This is a genomic window from Novosphingobium sp. PhB165 (assembly GCF_004341845.1).
Lineage (GTDB): Bacteria > Pseudomonadota > Alphaproteobacteria > Sphingomonadales > Sphingomonadaceae > Novosphingobium.
This window is the reverse complement of sequence record NZ_SLVB01000005.1, coordinates 1-17114: the sequence shown is the minus strand read 5'-3', so window position 1 is coordinate 17114 and position 17114 is coordinate 1. Positions and strand designations below refer to the sequence as shown.

Annotated in this window: 14 protein-coding genes and 3 pseudogenes; 6 read left to right on the top strand and 11 right to left on the bottom strand. The window is 54.2% G+C overall.

Going from position 1 to position 17114, the window contains the following annotated elements; translation table 11 throughout:
- Positions 1–43: 43 nt before the first annotated feature.
- Entirely contained in the window at positions 44–1246 is a 1203-nt protein-coding gene (locus tag EDF56_RS14515) for a Xaa-Pro peptidase family protein (RefSeq protein WP_132388664.1), read from the bottom strand.
- Positions 1247–1352: 106 nt separating this feature from the next.
- Between EDF56_RS14515 and EDF56_RS14510 the strand changes: the two genes are divergently transcribed.
- Entirely contained in the window at positions 1353–2264 is a 912-nt protein-coding gene (locus tag EDF56_RS14510; RefSeq protein ID WP_132388662.1) for a dihydrodipicolinate synthase family protein, read from the top strand.
- A 624-nt stretch (positions 2265–2888) separates the two neighbouring features.
- The gene (locus tag EDF56_RS14505) at positions 2889–3359 is read left to right on the top strand and encodes a helix-turn-helix domain-containing protein (RefSeq protein ID WP_132388660.1); all 471 of its coding nucleotides are present in this window, start codon (positions 2889–2891) and stop codon (positions 3357–3359) included.
- Here the strand turns inward: EDF56_RS14505 and EDF56_RS14500 are convergent.
- Together EDF56_RS14500 and EDF56_RS14495 are read right to left on the bottom strand one after the other, a co-directional pair.
- Entirely contained in the window at positions 3295–3792 is a 498-nt protein-coding gene (locus EDF56_RS14500; RefSeq protein WP_132388658.1) for a hypothetical protein, read from the bottom strand. The genes EDF56_RS14505 and EDF56_RS14500 overlap by 65 nt on opposite strands.
- Positions 3793–4076: 284 nt before the next feature.
- Positions 4077–4874 carry a transporter gene (locus tag EDF56_RS14495; RefSeq protein WP_132388656.1) on the bottom strand — a complete coding sequence of 266 codons (798 nt, stop codon included), beginning with the start codon at positions 4872–4874 and terminating at the stop codon, positions 4077–4079.
- Between the two features lie 1160 nt (positions 4875–6034).
- On the opposite strand from EDF56_RS14495, the gene EDF56_RS25945 reads away from it, so the two are divergent.
- The 4 genes and pseudogenes from EDF56_RS25945 to EDF56_RS14480 all read left to right on the top strand — a co-directional run bounded on the left by EDF56_RS25945 (position 6035) and on the right by EDF56_RS14480 (position 10050).
- Positions 6035–6259 (top strand): hypothetical protein, encoded by a 225-nt coding sequence (locus EDF56_RS25945; RefSeq protein WP_165912196.1) that lies wholly within the window; start codon positions 6035–6037, stop codon positions 6257–6259.
- A 284-nt stretch (positions 6260–6543) separates the two neighbouring features.
- Positions 6544–7557 carry an NAD-dependent epimerase/dehydratase family protein gene (locus tag EDF56_RS14490; RefSeq protein WP_132388654.1) on the top strand — a complete coding sequence of 338 codons (1014 nt, stop codon included), beginning with the start codon at positions 6544–6546 and terminating at the stop codon, positions 7555–7557.
- 520 nt (positions 7558–8077) lie between these two features.
- Positions 8078–8185: pseudogene (locus tag EDF56_RS26400) on the top strand (IS6 family transposase); the annotation flags it as partial.
- Between the two features lie 539 nt (positions 8186–8724).
- The gene (locus EDF56_RS14480; protein ID WP_132388652.1) at positions 8725–10050 is read left to right on the top strand and encodes a hypothetical protein; all 1326 of its coding nucleotides are present in this window, start codon (positions 8725–8727) and stop codon (positions 10048–10050) included.
- Between the two features lie 708 nt (positions 10051–10758).
- Here the strand turns inward: EDF56_RS14480 and EDF56_RS14475 are convergent.
- The 8 genes and pseudogenes from EDF56_RS14475 to EDF56_RS14440 all read right to left on the bottom strand — a co-directional run.
- Positions 10759–11013, bottom strand: a pseudogene (locus EDF56_RS14475) (transposase); the annotation flags it as partial.
- A 496-nt stretch (positions 11014–11509) separates the two neighbouring features.
- Complete coding sequence (locus EDF56_RS26610; RefSeq protein WP_132388650.1) at positions 11510–12025, bottom strand: DapH/DapD/GlmU-related protein; 516 nt, start codon at positions 12023–12025, stop codon at positions 11510–11512.
- On the bottom strand, positions 12018–12917 hold the full coding sequence (locus EDF56_RS14465) for a glycosyltransferase (RefSeq protein ID WP_132388648.1): 900 nt from the start codon (positions 12915–12917) through the stop codon (positions 12018–12020). The genes EDF56_RS26610 and EDF56_RS14465 overlap by 8 nt, the downstream gene beginning before the upstream one ends.
- Before the next feature lie 62 nt (positions 12918–12979).
- Positions 12980–14248 carry a hypothetical protein gene (locus EDF56_RS14460; protein ID WP_132388646.1) on the bottom strand — a complete coding sequence of 423 codons (1269 nt, stop codon included), beginning with the start codon at positions 14246–14248 and terminating at the stop codon, positions 12980–12982.
- Between the two features lie 30 nt (positions 14249–14278).
- A complete protein-coding gene (locus EDF56_RS14455; RefSeq protein ID WP_132388644.1) occupies positions 14279–15205 on the bottom strand; it encodes a glycosyltransferase family A protein in 927 nt (308 codons plus the stop codon).
- On the bottom strand, positions 15202–15615 hold the full coding sequence (locus EDF56_RS14450) for a hypothetical protein (protein ID WP_132388642.1): 414 nt from the start codon (positions 15613–15615) through the stop codon (positions 15202–15204). The genes EDF56_RS14455 and EDF56_RS14450 overlap by 4 nt, the downstream gene beginning before the upstream one ends.
- Position 15616: 1 nt before the next feature.
- Positions 15617–16951 (bottom strand): oligosaccharide flippase family protein, encoded by a 1335-nt coding sequence (locus EDF56_RS14445; RefSeq protein ID WP_132388640.1) that lies wholly within the window; start codon positions 16949–16951, stop codon positions 15617–15619.
- Between the two features lie 69 nt (positions 16952–17020).
- A pseudogene (locus EDF56_RS14440) lies at positions 17021–17114 on the bottom strand (IS5/IS1182 family transposase); the annotation flags it as partial.

Genomic DNA, 17114 nt, shown 5'->3' with positions numbered 1-17114 from the left:
AGGTTTAGGCGGAGGAAACTGCTTTCGATTTATTCCGGCCCGTTCAGCCGAACGGCTGATCAATCGACGGCTGCGGCTCGGTGAACCACTTTGCGCCGTTCTCCGTCACGTAGAAGTGATCTTCCAGACGCACACCGAAACGATCCGGAATGACGATCATCGGCTCGTTCGAGAAGCACATGCCCGGCGCCAGCGGCGTCTTGTCGCCACGCACCAGATAGGCCGGCTCATGGATCGAAAGCCCGATGCCATGCCCGGTGCGATGCGGCAGGCCGGGCAACTTGTAGTCCGGCCCTAGCCCCGCCTTTTCCAGCACCGCACGCGCCGCGTAGTCGACCAGTTCGCAAGGCTTGCCGGGCTCGACCGCGTCGAAGGCCGCCTGCTGCGCGGTACGTTCCAGTTCCCAGATCGCACGCTGCTCGTCGTTCGCCTCGCCATAGACATATGTGCGAGTGATGTCGGAGTGATAGCCGGCGACACGGCAGCCGGTATCGATCAGCACGATCTCGCCCTCATGCAGTTCGCGGTCCCCCGGAAGTCCATGCGGGTAGGCACTGGCAAGGCCGAACTGGACAATCACGAAAGCATTGCCGCCGGGCGCACCAATGGCGCGGTGCGCCTCATCGATGAAGCGGGCGACCTCGCTGGCACGGATGCCGGGACGCAGTATGCTGGCGGCGCGGCGATGCACTTCCAGCGTCATCGATTTTGCCTGCTGCATCAGCGCCAGTTCGGCGGCCGACTTGAACATGCGGCACCCGTCGATCACCGGCGCACCCGAGACCAGCGTGGTTGACGGCGCATCCTTGGCGATGCGGTCTACGAAGAGGTAGCTCATCGCCGGATCGATCGCGAGGCGCGATACGCCCTTTTCACGCAGCGCGGCTGCGAGCAGCGCGGTCGGGCTCTCATCCTCTTCCCAAAGGCGGAAGTCCGCCTCGATCAGCAGAGCCGCTTCCAGCGTGCCCAGTTCGAAGCGCGGCGCGATCAGGATCGGCGCGCCATCGACCGGCAGCAGCATCGCTACCAGACGCTCGGATTCGCTCCAGGCAAGGCCTGCGAAATAGTTGAGGCTGGCTCCGGCCGTCACAAGCAGCGCCTCGGCACCGATATCGCGCGTCAGGCGGCGGGCCTTTTCGATGCGGGCCATCCGCTCATCCAGCGCGATCGCCGGCGCGGGATCCGCCCAAGGGCGAATTTCCGCCAGCTGCTCGACCGCATTCGATCCGCCGATTGCCTGTGCCACCTAGAACTCCTGTAATGTTGAACCGCCGCGCTAGCACAAAGCCGTTGCTGACGCAGATTATATATCGTATACGAATTGCTCCGTCAATTTTCAGGAACACCGCAAGATGCCTTCGACCAAGACGCTCTGGACCGGGGTCTATCCCGCCGCGACCACGCAATTTGCTCCGGACTACTCGGTCGATCACGATGCCACGCAGGCTGTCCAGACCGCGCTGGTGGACGACGGAGTCGACGGCCTGATCCTGCTCGGCACCTGCGGCGAGAACAACTCGCTGGAAGGCGATGAGAAGCGCAAGATCCTGACCGGCGCAGTGGAAGCCGTGGGCGCGCGCGTGCCGTTGGTGGCGGGCGTTTCCGAATTCACCACCGAACGCGCCGTCGCCTACGCCAAGGATGCCGAAAAGATCGGCGTGGACGCGCTGATGCTACTGCCTGCGATGGTCTACGTGCCCACCACCGAGGAACTGGTCGCCCATTTCCGCACCGTGGCCGAGGCAACATCGCTGCCGATCATGCTCTACAACAACCCGCCGGCCTACCGCGTGAACGTCAGCGCCGAAGCACTGGAAGCGCTGGCCGACGTGCCGAACATCGTCGCAGTCAAGGAAAGCGCGCCCGACACCCGCCGCTTCACCGACCTCATCAACCGCTTCGGTGACCGTTACTCGGTCATGGCCGGCCTCGACGACGTGGCGCTGGAAGGCATGATGCTGGGCGCGAGTGGCTGGGTCTCGGGCCTCACCAGCGCCTTCCCGCGTGAATCGGTGCGCCTGATCGCCGCCTTCAACGAAGGCAATATCGAGGAAGCCCGCGCGATCTACCGCTGGTTCATGCCGCTGCTCCACCTCGATGCCGAGCACGACCTCGTCCAGTCGATCAAGCTGGCCGAAACGATCATGGGCCGCGGCACCGAACGCGTCCGCATGCCGCGCCTTCCCCTCTCCGGCAAGCGCCGCGAGGACGTGATTCAGTGGGTCGAAACCTGCAAGGCCACCCGCCCCTGCCCTGACGCCTGATCCGTCAGTAAATTTGGCGGCATCCCGTTTCGGGATGACCGCCGCGACAGCGCGCGATGCCCACCATCGCGCGCTTTTTTGCTTTGTCGCCCAAGACCGAACAGCGGCGCATCACAGGAAAGATACCTGGCCGACAACCTTCAAAAAGGAAGATATATCGTGGCGACATCCTGAGGCCAAAATGATTGCCTTAGGAAAAGCACTCCATCTCCTCTCCGTCAGCCGGCCTTATTTAGGATTTCGCGGGTCGCGCCGACAGGCCCAAACGAGCGCGGCAGTGGCTGTCACAACAGCGGCTATTCCGCTCAACAAGCCGACCAAGCTTGGAGCGTCAGCAGAGAATTGAAACATGGAATCGACCTTTCTGCCGATGACACACGAAGGGCCAAGAGCAACACTTTTTTATTCATATTTGGACTGATGAGCAAAAGCCGTTTTTGAAAAATGGGACGGAAATGTGTTGGGGTATTGGTCCTTAAAGGTCTATTTATGAGGACATACGCGACTTTTCTGACAAATATTTACAGGCATATTTGACCAAAAATGGTAGATATTTGTCATGTGATCAGGATTTAATGTCCCGACATCAGCGGACACAGGAGTCCTCTATCAAGGATTTATCTTATGTCGACGATGAAGGAACGCTGGGGCCAAGAAACGATGCGCTTCGGTTTTACCGGCGTCCCCAATCTTCTTCTTCGGGTCAACGCACTCGAAGAAACAAAGGGATCGGAGCAAATTACGCCAGCGGAAATGTTCGTACTGCTGGTCATACTCGCGCACTGGATAGACCACCGCGTCGATCCTTTTCCCAGCATCGAGCGAATTTCCCGCCACACCGGCCTTAGCGGTCGCCATGTAAGGCGAATAATTCGCGCCCTAATCGCAAAAAATTATCTCATCTCTTATCGAAATGAGGAGCATAACGGACGGAATAATTTTTATAGCCTCAAACCAATTGTTGAAAGGCTTACTGAAGCAGCAGATCGACTCGACACTAACATACGCAACACGCTAGCCAAGGACAGCATTACCCAACTGGAAACCGCAGAGCGGTTGGGCTTCCTCCATCCCGTCCGAATGCCCCGAACTTGAATTTCATCGGTGATAGATTGGCCGCCCCGCGCATTGCGTTCATCATCTTCTGTTGCCAGCCTGGAGGCATTCGGACTTCCGGATCCAAAAGAATGCGCGGATGCCAAGCGGGAATCGCGACGAAATCATAGTAACCTGCCACCGCTCCGATCCGGGCTTCGTCATTGTCCGTACGCAGCCGATATCCGACACATTTCGGGAGTTTCCGCCAAGCATCAACGGCAAGCGCGCTATCGACCTGCCGTAGCGACGCAAACATGAAATTGGTGACCTGCTCGCCAAGCAGGAATACCTTACGCCCACCGCGCAATCCGCCGCTGGAGACCAAGGTTTTCAATGTCACTTCGGCTTCGACGGGATGAACGACATCCCCCGCTCCATCAGCCCTGTGCCAATGCTCATTAAGATCTATGACATCGAAATAAGCCTCCACTGCCGACCAATCTGATCTTGTACCCATAATCAGTTGTGTGAGATTGCCTGTCGAAAGCGCACTAGGGTGCCATGCATCAGATGGATGCCGCCGATTTGGCCCCATTCCCAAGATCAATGGCCTCATTTTCCCATGTCACGCCATAGCGATATCGAAAAACTAGATTTATGCTCTAAAAATAATAATACTAACAAAATATCTATAAAATAGATACCTTTCGATCACTCTATTTTCTGCGCGGAAACCAGCACAACCCCGACGCGTGCCCGCTACTTCCTGTAATATTAGAACCGGCGCGAGATGCCGAAGTACAGTTCCAGATCCGGGGCATCGCGGTCCAGCCCGACATTCCCGCCCGCATCGAGTTGAAGGTCGTCCGCCGGCTGCCAGCCGAGTGACAAACCTGAAAGGTGCGCGACACTGTGCCCCTGAGGATCGTGATCCGCCGTGATCTGGTATTCGGCCGTGGCCGTCACGGCTGTACCGAGTTGCAGAGACGCCCCGATCACCTGACTGAAAGCAAAGTGCCGACCATCGCGGTCCTGGTCCACCGCAGCATCGAACTCGGTCGTCGAGGTGAGGCTCCACTTGTCCGAGAGTTCGTAGGACAACGGCATCAGCACCCCGGCACCCCAGTCCCCCGCACCGGACGGCTGCCCCCCTGTCGGCAGCGATACGTAAGGCATGAATGCGACCGACAGGCCCGAGCCATCAGGACTGACGAGATTACGCCGCAGCGCCAGCGTGACATCCCCCGTGCCGCTGCGATGCTCGACCTCCCCGGTCGCCCGGTCGCGCGTGCGAGAAAAACCAAGCATGGTCCAACCGACCTGCACCTCGGCATGATCGGCAATGCCGTAGCGGACAAGCAGGTCGCCCACGCCAAAGTCGTCCTCCCGTTCGGCCGAACTCCTGTCGAGCGTCCAATCCCCAATTCCGAGTTCCACCGAGACCTGCCCGGGAGAGACGGTACAGGGCGGCGTGCCGATGCCGGGCCGATCGGGACAATAAGGACGCTCGTCAGCAAACGCGGCCGACGGAACAAGGGCAAGACATAGGAAAGCGGCTGCGCGAAAATGCATGACGGGAGTCTCTCGAAGGTTCACAAACGCGTATATCGCCGCATTTCAGCCAGTTCCCCAGCGCTTTGTCTCGGCGGAAACACCGCATCGGCAGAGATGCCCTCCAGCGGCAAATAGCGCAATGGCGCGAACCGCCCACATGCCCGCTAACGCGGGCGTTTGAATTTATGGAGCCTTGAAATATCTCCCCGACGCTGTGCGGGAGGTATTATAAGTATTGTTAAATACATTTTTTAATACAAAATCTTATCGCGCCAACAATTTACAGACACCACACATACAACCACGCAACCAAAATGCGCCCATTCAGTGACATTTCGAATTCTATTTTATGGAGTCAAATCACCTTGTCCATAGCTTATTTTCAGATTCCGGCGTCCACACCAATCTAGGTAGATCCATACCCATCCAAATAGGCATTCCAGGCACAGGGCCGCCGATCGATGCAAGATAGCCCCGCGCGCGAGGCCCCCGTTCGGAGGCGCAGTGCAATTCACCGTGGCAAGCCTTTGGAACGGCCGCGATCAAACTTCATAAGAATTCGGCGCCGGACAGATTCTTGCTCGTGCTCGCTGTTCTACCAAGGACGCAGTCCAAGGCCGTCGCCGCCTTGGGCAACAACAGCCATTCTGGACGGCGACAGTCGAAGCGATTTCACGAAGTACAGCGGAGTGAGGCTGCACATAGCTTGGGACTATGAATTGCGCTCTTACGCGAAACGCCACAGGACCCGATGCGACCTTCAATGACAGCGCGCACTGCCGGAGATCATCGAAGTTGCCCTATACCTCCGGTTGCCGAGGAGCGCGCTAGTGAATCGTCGCTCTCGTACAGAGGATATCCCGATCTACTCGGCAGGCGCTGCGAAGGCCATTGGTGTTGGGCCCAGTGCGAGGCCGATCACCGACGGCGAAACAATGCAACACCGCCAACTCTACATCAAATCGAGGGAGTCAGTGAGGACGGGTCGATTGACTAACCCAACCCGCAGTCAGTCCCAAGGCATTACCTCTCTTGGCAGCAGATTGAACCTCGTATAGGCACCTCGTGTGCATCGCAGCATAGGTGATGTTTCGTAAGCGTTTTTGGTAAACTTTAAAGTCACGTATGAAAATTGCGGTGTTCGGTCTGGTTGCGATGTTGCCCTCTCAAACGCCGTTTTGCCGGCGCAGCACAACGAGGCGGTTGCGATCGACGTTACCCGCTTCACCCGCATCAGGGTCGACCTGAAGGATGCTCGCAAATCCTCGATCATTGAAGAGGCCCTTGAGGCTTTGCGTGCGAGCAAATCACTGGACTTCAGTGCCGCTACAGACGCGCAATTGGCGCACCGGCACCCGCAACGTTTACGTGGCCGATCAGGTCACTTCCGGGAAGGGTTGTAAGGTCTCTGTGTTTCACCAGGTGATGAAGGCAGGCTCGGAATATTTCCCCCGCCCTCGATTCAGGCGATCACGAAGCATGATCAAGGCCAAGTGGCATTGAAGTGGTGAACTACAAGCTGGCGATGGTTGAGGAAGAATTGTTCGGCCCGAAGGTCCTACGCGATTTGAACGCCTTCAGGCGCGACTGCGATGTCATTATCGCCAACTGATGACCTACAAAAAATCGCAGACGTGGAGGGCTACGTCTTCAAACGCCATCTGTTTGGCTCTGATTGAGGATTTTTATGCGCACAGCACTGATTACCGGCTCGGCCGGCTTTATTGGTTCCTTCGTATGTGAGCGCCTGCTTCGCGACGGGTATCGGGTCATCGGGCTCGACGCGATGACCGACTATTACGAAGTGTCGCTCAAGCAACGGCGGCTCGAGCGCCTGCTCCAATCAGAGCATTTCCGCGCGATCGAGGACTATGTCGAAACGCCGGGCCTGCTGATGGAGTTGTTCGCCTCCGAAAAGCCCGACGTGGTCGTCCATCTCGCAGCCCAAGCGGGCGTGCGCTATTCGATCGAGAATCCGCGCTCATACCTGCAAAGCAACATCGTCGGCACTTTCGAGCTGCTCGAAGCGGCGCGTGCGCATCCGCCGAAACACATGCTCCTGGCCTCCACTTCCTCGGCCTTCGGAGCCAACACCAAGATGCCTTATCGCGAAATTGACAAGGCCGACCATCAGATGTCGTTCTACGCCGCCACCAAGAAGGCGACCGAGAACATGGCGCACAGCTATGCCCACCTGTTCGGCCTGCCGGTGACGATGTTCCGCTTCTTCACCGTTTACGGCCCTTGGGGCAGGCCCGACATGGCATTATTCAAGTTCACGAAGGCGATCCTCGAGGGCCGCCCGATCGATGTCTACAACTATGGCGACATGAAGCGCGACTTCACCTACATCGAGGATCTGGTCCAAGCGATCCGCCTGTTAATAGACGTACCACCTGTGCGACTTGGAGAGGACGAAACGGTTCCTGCAGGTGACAGCCTGTCCCCGGTTGCGCCTTGGCGCGTTGTCAACATCGGCAACTCCAACGCAGTGCAACTAGCCCAGTTCATTGACGCGATCGAAGCGGCGACAGGACGTAAGGCGGAGCGCAACCTCATGCCAATGCAGGCGGGCGATGTCCCCGCGACTTGGGCTGACGCCCAGCTTCTCAAAACACTGACCGGTTACGAGCCGAAGACGGACGTCGGCAACGGCGTCGCGAAGTTTGTAGATTGGTATCGCGAGTATTACTCTGTCTAAGAATCGTTTGAGAATGCTTATGGATGGACAATTCCCATCCGACCGCAGGTGCGCTTCACAACCCAGCGCCTGAGCAGCACTTTGAAGGCCGCCGCCTTGTCGAAGCGGCGGATATCATTGCCCAGATCATCCGGGCATTCTTGTTGACAAGCGACTGCACGGGCCAAGGCGGCTTTGACTTATGGCTCAGCCGCGGAAGCCTCGTGCAGAGAACCGAACAGTCGTCGCGGCAGGCCTTTTGGCCGATTGCATAGTCTAACCAACTCGGTCGCACCGATTATGGCCAGATTCCCGTGTCTGGATATCCATTCTCGCGCAAGCAGAGCGTCGAGGCCACGATCCATTCCTACCTGCGGCCGACCCGCAGCACCAAAGCCGCATTTGTACAAAGTCCTGCGTGGCCCGATGGACTGGGAGAAGCCATCGAAACCCAGGCCATCAAGCACCAAGCTACCGCGCCCTAATTCCCAAGTGGAAACGGGAAGGGAAGCAGGCCCCAGAAACGGAGCAGCGGTATGCAAAATATCTGAACACGGTGATCGTGTCCGTCCATGGCAAGCTCAAAATGTTGATCAAGCCTGTGCATGGATTCAAATCGATGCCTTCAGCGTACACCACAAGCAAGGGCTGTGGGGCCATCCGCACCCTACGCTAAGGCCCGTCCATGGTGCGTGCAATCCGGTATCAGGGGCACGCATCTTGTTCCTCGATCATCACGTCGCAAAAAACACCGCTTTCTGGACCTAGACCCAATCAAAAACGTACAACGGCGAGCTCAGAAAGGGATTGATCGCAATGCCATCGAGATCGATCGCAGTAATTATCCGTTCAGATTGCTCATCGCAGGGTGGGTGGAACCGTCCTATCGCGACACGGGTGAAGACTCAGGTGGACACATCGAACGCCACCTAAACCACGGCCTACAATAATAAGATAAATAAATCCAAGATGTGAATTTTCTATATCATTGTAGGAAATTTAATGAATATTGAATTGCGACAACATAAATAATTTTTGATTTACAAATTATTATTTTAAGAGGAATTTATGGAACGGCGAAGCTTTATATCTTCACTTACCCTAACGTGTTGCAGTTTAATATTTTCATCTCAAGCAAAAGCGATCGTAGCATCTGGTATTGGAGCGCCACCGCCTCAGCCACATCACATGATTGAATTTGAAGCACTCGGAGGTGTGGGCGATGGGGATCCGAACACCGGCCGAGGGACAGACAATGCCAGGGCATTTGCGCGAGCCGAGACGATGGCTCAACAAGGATATGGCATCAAATTTAAGCCAAGAGCCTCCTACAAAACGACCGAGCAGATTAATATCCATTCCATGTACTGGGTTGGAGATGAAACATCGAGTCCCATAATTTTTGGTTGGTTTTCAGAAAAAGGCAAAAAGATAATTGGACGATCAAATAAAAAAGACCCATTATCGGTTTGCATTATGGGGATTAATTTTCACAGGTGCGGACCATTTGCTGAGCACGGGATAGTAATAGATAATATAGAGCGTCTCTACTTTGACGGCGCAGTAACAAGCGAGCCCGGCGCCCAGGGCGGGGCTATCGGAATATCGCCATTCTTTCCTGAGAGGCGCCATTCTCGCAATTGCTTTATCAAGGCAAGAATTAATAATAGCGGCGACTTTGGGGTTCAACTTGGATCAGTAAGTGGAGCGATAATAGACGTCACTGCGACTGATTGTTATAGAGAAGTTATCGGCATCGAGCCAGTAGTTTCCGGGACAATGGAAATTAACAAAGCAAATATTGTCGGCAATGATATTTCCGTTATTGACCCCGACCTGCCCAATGGCACCCCCATCTTATACTGTTACGGCAGTAATTCCCGAGGACCCCTGACACCGGGAAAGCACTATTTCGTTATCAAGAATGATAACCACACCATATCATTAGCAGATAGCCGCGAGTCGTCGGCCAAGGGCCATAAGCTAGATTTAAAACTCCTCGAAGGCGAACATTACTTCGCAAAATCAGCCGTTGTCGAAGATATTGCCATACGCTTTGCGAAAATTATCGACAATCATGCAAAAAAGCCAACCCTGTACGCCAACACTATGGGATACATAGTAATAACTGGAAACAGCGGCGGATATATGAATAATATAAAGCTCGATAATGTCTATATTGAAGGAAATCAAATATATAAAAGCGGAAAATCTGTTGGAATTTACGTTCAAGGTGCCGAAGATTTAATTCTTAGTAATATAAACGTACATGGATGCGACGATGCAGTGGTTGTCAGCGACGGCTGGTTGAATGGCATGTTTGATGAACGCGGACGACCCATCCGTATTGAGAATGGATATTCGAAGCTATCATCAAAAAATATCCTCGTTACCGACCCTAATCTCACTGATTTTCGGAGTCATGGCGTTCTTTTTAGGGGTAACGGAGGAACTCTGCGGGGCGGAAAATTCAGCAGCAGAGTAAAAGATGCGAAATTAGTGGTGAGAGAATGAATGTACGAATTCACCAAGTGGCGAGAGTAGATGTCTCGAAGAACCGGCTTTTTTTGGCGCGAACGGTTAGCCGCACGAATGGGTGAAGATGCTTGAGGTGGACGGCGGCAAGCGCGGTGGGGGCCCACGGAGACCGAAAGAAGCTCAAGGACATCACCTTCGTTATCGACGTCTAAACCTGCTATATCGTGGGCTGACGCGCCAGCCGAACAGCGCACGTCCGCTCCGCGTTGGATGCATTGGAGCAGGCCAGCCACGACCGACGGCCCCGTTCACCACGGCGGCCTGGTTCAACACGGCAACCGTGGATCGCAATACGCGTGCATCAAGTACACCGAAGGCCTTACTGAAGCCGGCATCGAACGGTCCGTTCGGCAACGTCTGCGACGGCTACGACAACGCTTCGGCAAGACGATCAACGACAGTCACAAGGCCGAAATGATATGCCGAAGAGGACCTTGGCGCCCGCGCGAAGCCACCAAATACGCCACGCCGGAATGTGTGGATCGGTTCATCAGTCGGCTGCTTGGAGCCCATCGAGAACATTCTCCCGTCGAAGCCGAGCAGGGCAACTACGCAATGATGAACGATCTCCCACTGGCTGCCCAATTTAGGACAACTGGGCCGTAGACTCATAAACACGGAGCCAAAGGCGCATTGAGGCTAGTTGGAGCATGGCGAGTGACCTGCCCCCCCGGCGGTCCCTCGCTCTGATGTCGCATTGATGGCGTCCATCATCCGATCCCAGACGCGAGCCCTGCGCCATCTCACAAAGCGGTTGTAGCAGGTAGTGCGTGGGCCATAGCGCTCCGGCAAGTCTCGCCACGGCGCACCGGATCGCAGCACCCAGAAGAAGCCGTTCAGCGCGCGACGATCATCGACGCGCGGCACGCCTCGCGGCTTGTTGGGAAGCAGCGGCTCGATAACGCGCCACTCTAAGTCGGTCAGATCATATCCGCTCATGCCGACCCTGAACCAGAATCTCATCAGCCTGAAAAGGTTTATGGCTGTGCCGGCGGGTCGTATAGCGGTCCGACGCCCCACGTGGGCGGGAGATCAAGGTCGGCCTGATCACACCACGTAAGGCGTCCAGCCTTGTAAGCATCGCTCGCGACAAGGTCGGAATGGACTGTCCGCATGGCCAGTATGAGCGCCTGGAGACCATCCTCCCCACAGGCATACCGGCGCACCTCTCGTTCTGGCCATCCTATGATATATCGGCACTGGAACTCGCCACCAGGTGCCCTTGATGGCGCGAAGAAACAGACGATCAAATCACCGCCATCAAGCTCGAACCTGCGTTCCACGAAAGGCATTTCGGCCATCTTTCCTCCTCCAGCGCGGGCAGATCTGTCACAGGGCCGAGGGGGCAGCAACTTTTATGAGTTCCCGACCTAGCCTCCGGCAATCCCGGCGGGGTTCAGACCTCTTTTCAAAGCGTCCAGCGGGCAATGAGCGATTATGAGCCGGCTCGAATATCTCTGGATGGGTTGCCTACCATAATAGCCCTTGGGGCAACGCTCTTTGTTACCACGCTGCCGGCTCCGATCTTCGCATCATCTCCGATGGTAATCGGCCCTAATATAATTGCGCCCGCTCCAAATTCGACTCTATCGCCAACTAACGGTGCCGCACTTTCGCCATCTTTCGTCAACTTGTTGCCGATTGTTACAGAGTGGCGCATGATGCAATCATCGCCAATGACAACACCCTCGTTGATGACCAACGCTGTACTATGGTAAAGTACGGGCCTTCGACCGATACGCACCTTGGTCGGAATATCGATTCCCATGAACCAGTCGACGACAATACGGTAGGCAACCCGAATGGGCATAGTTATTCCGCGCACGATTGGCGACGAGCTTGCTCCGCAAGCAAACGCAATCCGATAAAAAACCAGTACAAATTTCGATTTCGCGTGCGGATTGCATTTAATATCTTCCATGATCAGAGCAATCATAGACCACTTAGCCATGGATATTACCTTTATTAGCGCGCCCCCGAACCATTGCACGCAAGATGCGTGACCAGAGTTTTGACGGGTAGAAGAATGTAGATATGCAGAGGAAAGCTAACTTGCGTGCAGAGTCATTTGCGAACAGGTATTTTCGATAGAATTTAATGTGTATGAAATATACCCTGATCCACCATTTCGGTGTTCGAGTATTGAAGATGGAGTCGCGCAACCTGTACGTCTTAGTGATCGTCGAGAATGGTAGAATATTCGAGGCACTTTTCTCGTGTACGCGATAACGCATCAGCACCCTGTCGACATTGGCGAAACGTGCCCCCGCAACCAGCATGCGCGCGAAAATGTCGTAATCCTCCGCGGGCACATGCGCCTGCACATAGGGTTGCGATTTGAAGAATTCTGCGCGCCCCATGACGGTAGGATGAAGCACTCCGTGCTCACCTGCACGGATCTTCGTTCTGATCGCATCGTGGGTTATGGGGAAGTTGGTCGTTCCAAGCACTCTCCCAGTATCGGAATGAAAGATTTCCGCATTGGAGCCGACAACGTCGTATCGGCCGGAAGCGAGCAACTCATGCTGCACCTCGATCCGCTCCGGCAACATCACGTCATCGGGGTCAATGCGCATGATGAACTGGCCGGTCGCTCGTTCAATCCCGACGTTGAGCGCATTACCGAATCCCTGATTGCGCTCTAAAGGAACGATCTTGAGGAATGGCAGTCGAACAGCGAACTTCCGAGAGATAGCCAGAGAATTGTCCGTCGACCCATCATCGACGAATATCAGCTCTTTTGGAGCGAGAGTTGACATCTCAAACGCCAAAAAGAAGTCATCGAGATATGGTCCGTTGTTATAATTTGCACATATAACGCTGACATCAGAAAACGTCTTCATGACCCAATTCTCTTCTGTGTGACACTGCTTGAGATTTCCCCGCTCAAATACCTAAACAAGTGTCACCCTGTCGTACGAGGGACGACGTGTCCTCTGGATTTTATGTTCAACGGACGGAGAGTTCGTTTGTAGGAGATGTGAGAACTCGATCTTCCGCGCAGATAATTCAAGCGCAAGATCATGTTGAAAGTGAAAACAAATGCCAAGTCGGTAAGAGCAAAATTAAAAGTCATAAACAAAACGAACACGCACATAAATATCACGAATTCGAAATAATTTCTCGCAAACTTTAATACGAGATTGAATTGATAAAAACAATAAAGGAGCAATCCAATCAATCCGAAATCCAGATACAAGCTGTAAACCGTGCTGAATCCAGCGTTATAAAGCCATCTTTTCGTGATGGGATTATAATAAGTCAGAGCACCTCGCCCAAACAAATGAATCCCCTCGGCAAACATCTGCCCCATGGGAGAGAAGCGCGCAGAGGTTTGCCATGCCCCTCGATGGTAATAATCATTCGTTGCTTGCGCGAAGAAGTCAGTAAGAAAATGCAATAACGGACTATACGCGATAGGTATAAATAACGTTACAGCAATTGAGAATACGATGTTCAGCCCATAGCGTCCGGCGATATTAAATTTTCTATATATGCTGTACGCGAGCAATAGCGCAAAAATCAGTATGATGGCAGCTTTGGCTGCGTTGGAATTTACCAAAAATATAACCGAAAGAGACAGCCCGGAGACAATAAAACGATCCCTCAACCTACAGCGGAAAAGGAAAGTCGATATTGTCAAAAGCTCACACACGGCCGCCAATGAGGCATCGGATTGCAGAAAAAATGTGCCGAAAATTGCATCGATATAGCCGATGGGCACTCGCGCAAAACTAATAAATTGCTCTGTGAAAACCCTCTGGACAGTTACAGCAATCAATTGGATGAAGAGGAATACCTTCACAATATTGAAGAATAATTCCGTGCTGATCGATGATGCGATCCGCAAAGCATAAACACGCCCAGCCACCGCAGCAATTATTGTGCATACTATGTAATAAAAATAGGTGACGGTATAGGATATTGGACTGCTGTGCCGAAAATAATCTAGCGTTATGAACAGCAGAAATATGATGAGCGGCACCTCATATTTGAGTTGCCTCCAACCAGTGTGCGCAAGAAAGACATGGCTAAAAAGGACGAGAGCAAGCCAGTTACTCTGAGTCTGAGATAAAATGCCAGTGTACTGCAGGAAACCGCCTGCAAGAAAAATCAATATGAGCGGCATCTTCCAGAGAAGGCCGAAGGTTTCTTCTGTGCCGGTCCTAGGCATGGCAAGCCATTCTATTTTTAAACAAAACTTTTACTTTCTAGCCGTGACGTAAGTCATGAGACAAAGCAACAACGTACGGCCGGCCATCAGCGTGGCGGGTAAGCCAGGCCTTCCCTTGCCATATGCATGCCTAAGCACCGCCAGTGCACCTTTGACGTCGCCAAAGTGCGCGGTGACCTGCAATGGGGTGGTGGCGCAAAAATCGCCCATTATTCGACGAGGGCTGTCCGAAAGCACGTTGTCGGCCCAAGCAAGAATCTGCCGAGTACGATTGGTTTTGGATATGCCTGGAAGCGAGATATCGTAATGAGTACGATGCCCTGCGCCAATAATCACCTGACATGCAGTAGTTCGATTTGTCGCAATGACCCATCCCCAATCGGTACACACCTCGGGCAGTGTATTGAATGGAACGACGGTGGCCAAACGCTTTGGAAACATCAACGACGACGATTGAATAAAATTATCGGCTCTCCGCAATGATTTTCGCATAAAGAGATATTCTTCAGGATTCATTGTTGAGACTGGAACGCCGTGAATTCTCGGGCGCAGCGCTTGACGCCCATCAGGATAGTGAATGGTCACCCCGGTTGCAGCGATCCAACCATCGCTGTTGATGGGCGTAAATCTCTCGACATCACGAATCTGTTCGATGCATTTCCTTGGCTCCCAAAAATCATCATCGTCCAACAGCGCGATGACAGAGCCGCTCGCATTCTCAACGCCCATTTGTCGCGCCGGCCCTTGCCCTGGCGCCATCCGACCATCGATAACCCTGACCCGAGGATCGTCAAAGGAAGGCAGAATCTCCGTATTGTTCACGACCGCAAGAACTTCCACGTCAACGTCTTCCTGCGCAAGCGCAGACTCCACTGCACGAAACAGGGAAGAGCGGCCCGATGTCGGGATGACCACGCTGATGAGAGGATAGTCGGCGTTCTTGACGTCGGGATTCATCGTTCATCTTCCACATTAAAAATGGGTGACGGGGAAACTTTAACAACGGCGTTCGCGGGCACATTTCCCACGACAAACGCGTTTGCACCAATGACGGCGTTGTCACCAATCACCGCCCCCCCAACAATCGTGGCATTGGGGTAGACGATGGCGTTATCACCTATCTGCGGATATTTTCCCGACTTGCTGCCGCCGATCGTCACGCCTTGATAGATGGTGACATTGCGGCCGATCACAGCGCCCATGCCCACTACAATTCCGAGAGGATGATGTAGGTTCGGCGGCCCAGAAAACCTGGCGCCCGGCGAAACGTCGCAGCCGAAAAGCACCCTGAGCAATCTGCGCGCCATGCGGCCGACGACGCCGCCACGCGAGGCCAATATGAAGAGCATTGCCGGCTTACTGACCATCTTACGCCCTTCGTTCTTGCATGTCGTATTTCCGCATACCCTCGATCGCTAAACCAATTGTCGCGACATATGCCATGGTCCAGACTGCGGAAATCAAGGTGACGGTCAAAGGCATTCCTAGTGAAAGCTTGCTCCCTAAAAAAATGCATCCGACAATGCAGACCATCCTGAAGATTTGTAAACTCAGCATTGCCTTTTGCATACCAAGCATCGCCATGAGTGGAACCATTGGTATGGCAACAAGCTGCAAGCACATCGGAACTGCAAGTATCTGCATATACTTGCCCGCAGGCGCCCAAGGGGCGCCAAAGATCCAAGGAGTGAGTGGGGGAATGATAATTGTAATGGCCATGGCAGCGGCCAGAGACAAGGATATTAATAAGAGAACCTGCCAGCGAAGGCCAGTCCAGAGCTTGGATTGTCCGCTGCGAATGATCGCCGATGCATCCGCGACGATAATCTGGTTAACTCCTTGCCCGATCAAGCCAGTTGGCGCGCCCACGACTCGTTGCCCGAGGCCGAGATACCCGGCAGCCGCAGCCCCATAAACGGGGGCAACCAACAACATAGGCATCTGCGACGCAAACGTCCCTAGTGCACTTGCCCCGGCCCCAGTCAAGACTCTCCAGAAGTCCTTCGGCACCTCGCTGCGATTCGAATGCGGGGCATAGTGCCTTGTTGATCTCAGCAGGACTTGACACAAGACTCTGCCAATTAGCATCCCCAGACCAAGCGAAATGGCTGTCGGATGAACCATGGCGAACATCGTCTGCATAATTGCCACAAATGCGCCACCCACCATGTTGCGATGGACGAGCCTGGACATGTCATTTTTGCGAATGAGCACCGCATTGGTCAACGATGTCAGCGACATAACGGCGAGCAACAGAAACGCCGTTATAGCGGCTTCCGCTCCGCCTCCGCTCGGCAATAGAAAGGCGACAGATGTAGCAACAGAGCCGACAATCAATGTGGTCAGCAACGCCCGGCGCAACAGCGTTTGCACTTCGTCTGCGTCGTGTGCCACGGGCACGAAGACATCCGCCTGAAAGATTGCGAACGGAAGCGCAACCAGTGCGATGGAAAGCGCTATCTGATAATGCCCCATCTCTCCAGGATCGACCATGCGCGTCAAAAATGGAATGGCTGCAATCGGCATGATCTGGCCAAGGGTTTGGCTCGCCAGAAGCTGGGCGCGAATACCGAGTCTAATTTTTTTTGCGCGACACATTCTGGCTATCATTTTGCCGACATCTCCAACCCTGCGGGCTACTCGGCCTTCGCCGGTAATTGTTGTTGACATCGCAAGCAAGGCCCGCCGGATCGCCAGTTTCATCTTGGCTACGGAATGCACCAATATGCGCAGCTTGGATGCGTCAGAGCGGTTCTCAAATGCTATGAATTGCTAGGCTGTAGACTCATAAACGCGAAGCCACAGCCGTATTGAAGCGAGTTGAACCATGGCAAGGAAGTTCTCGGCCAGTTTGTCGTAGCGGGTT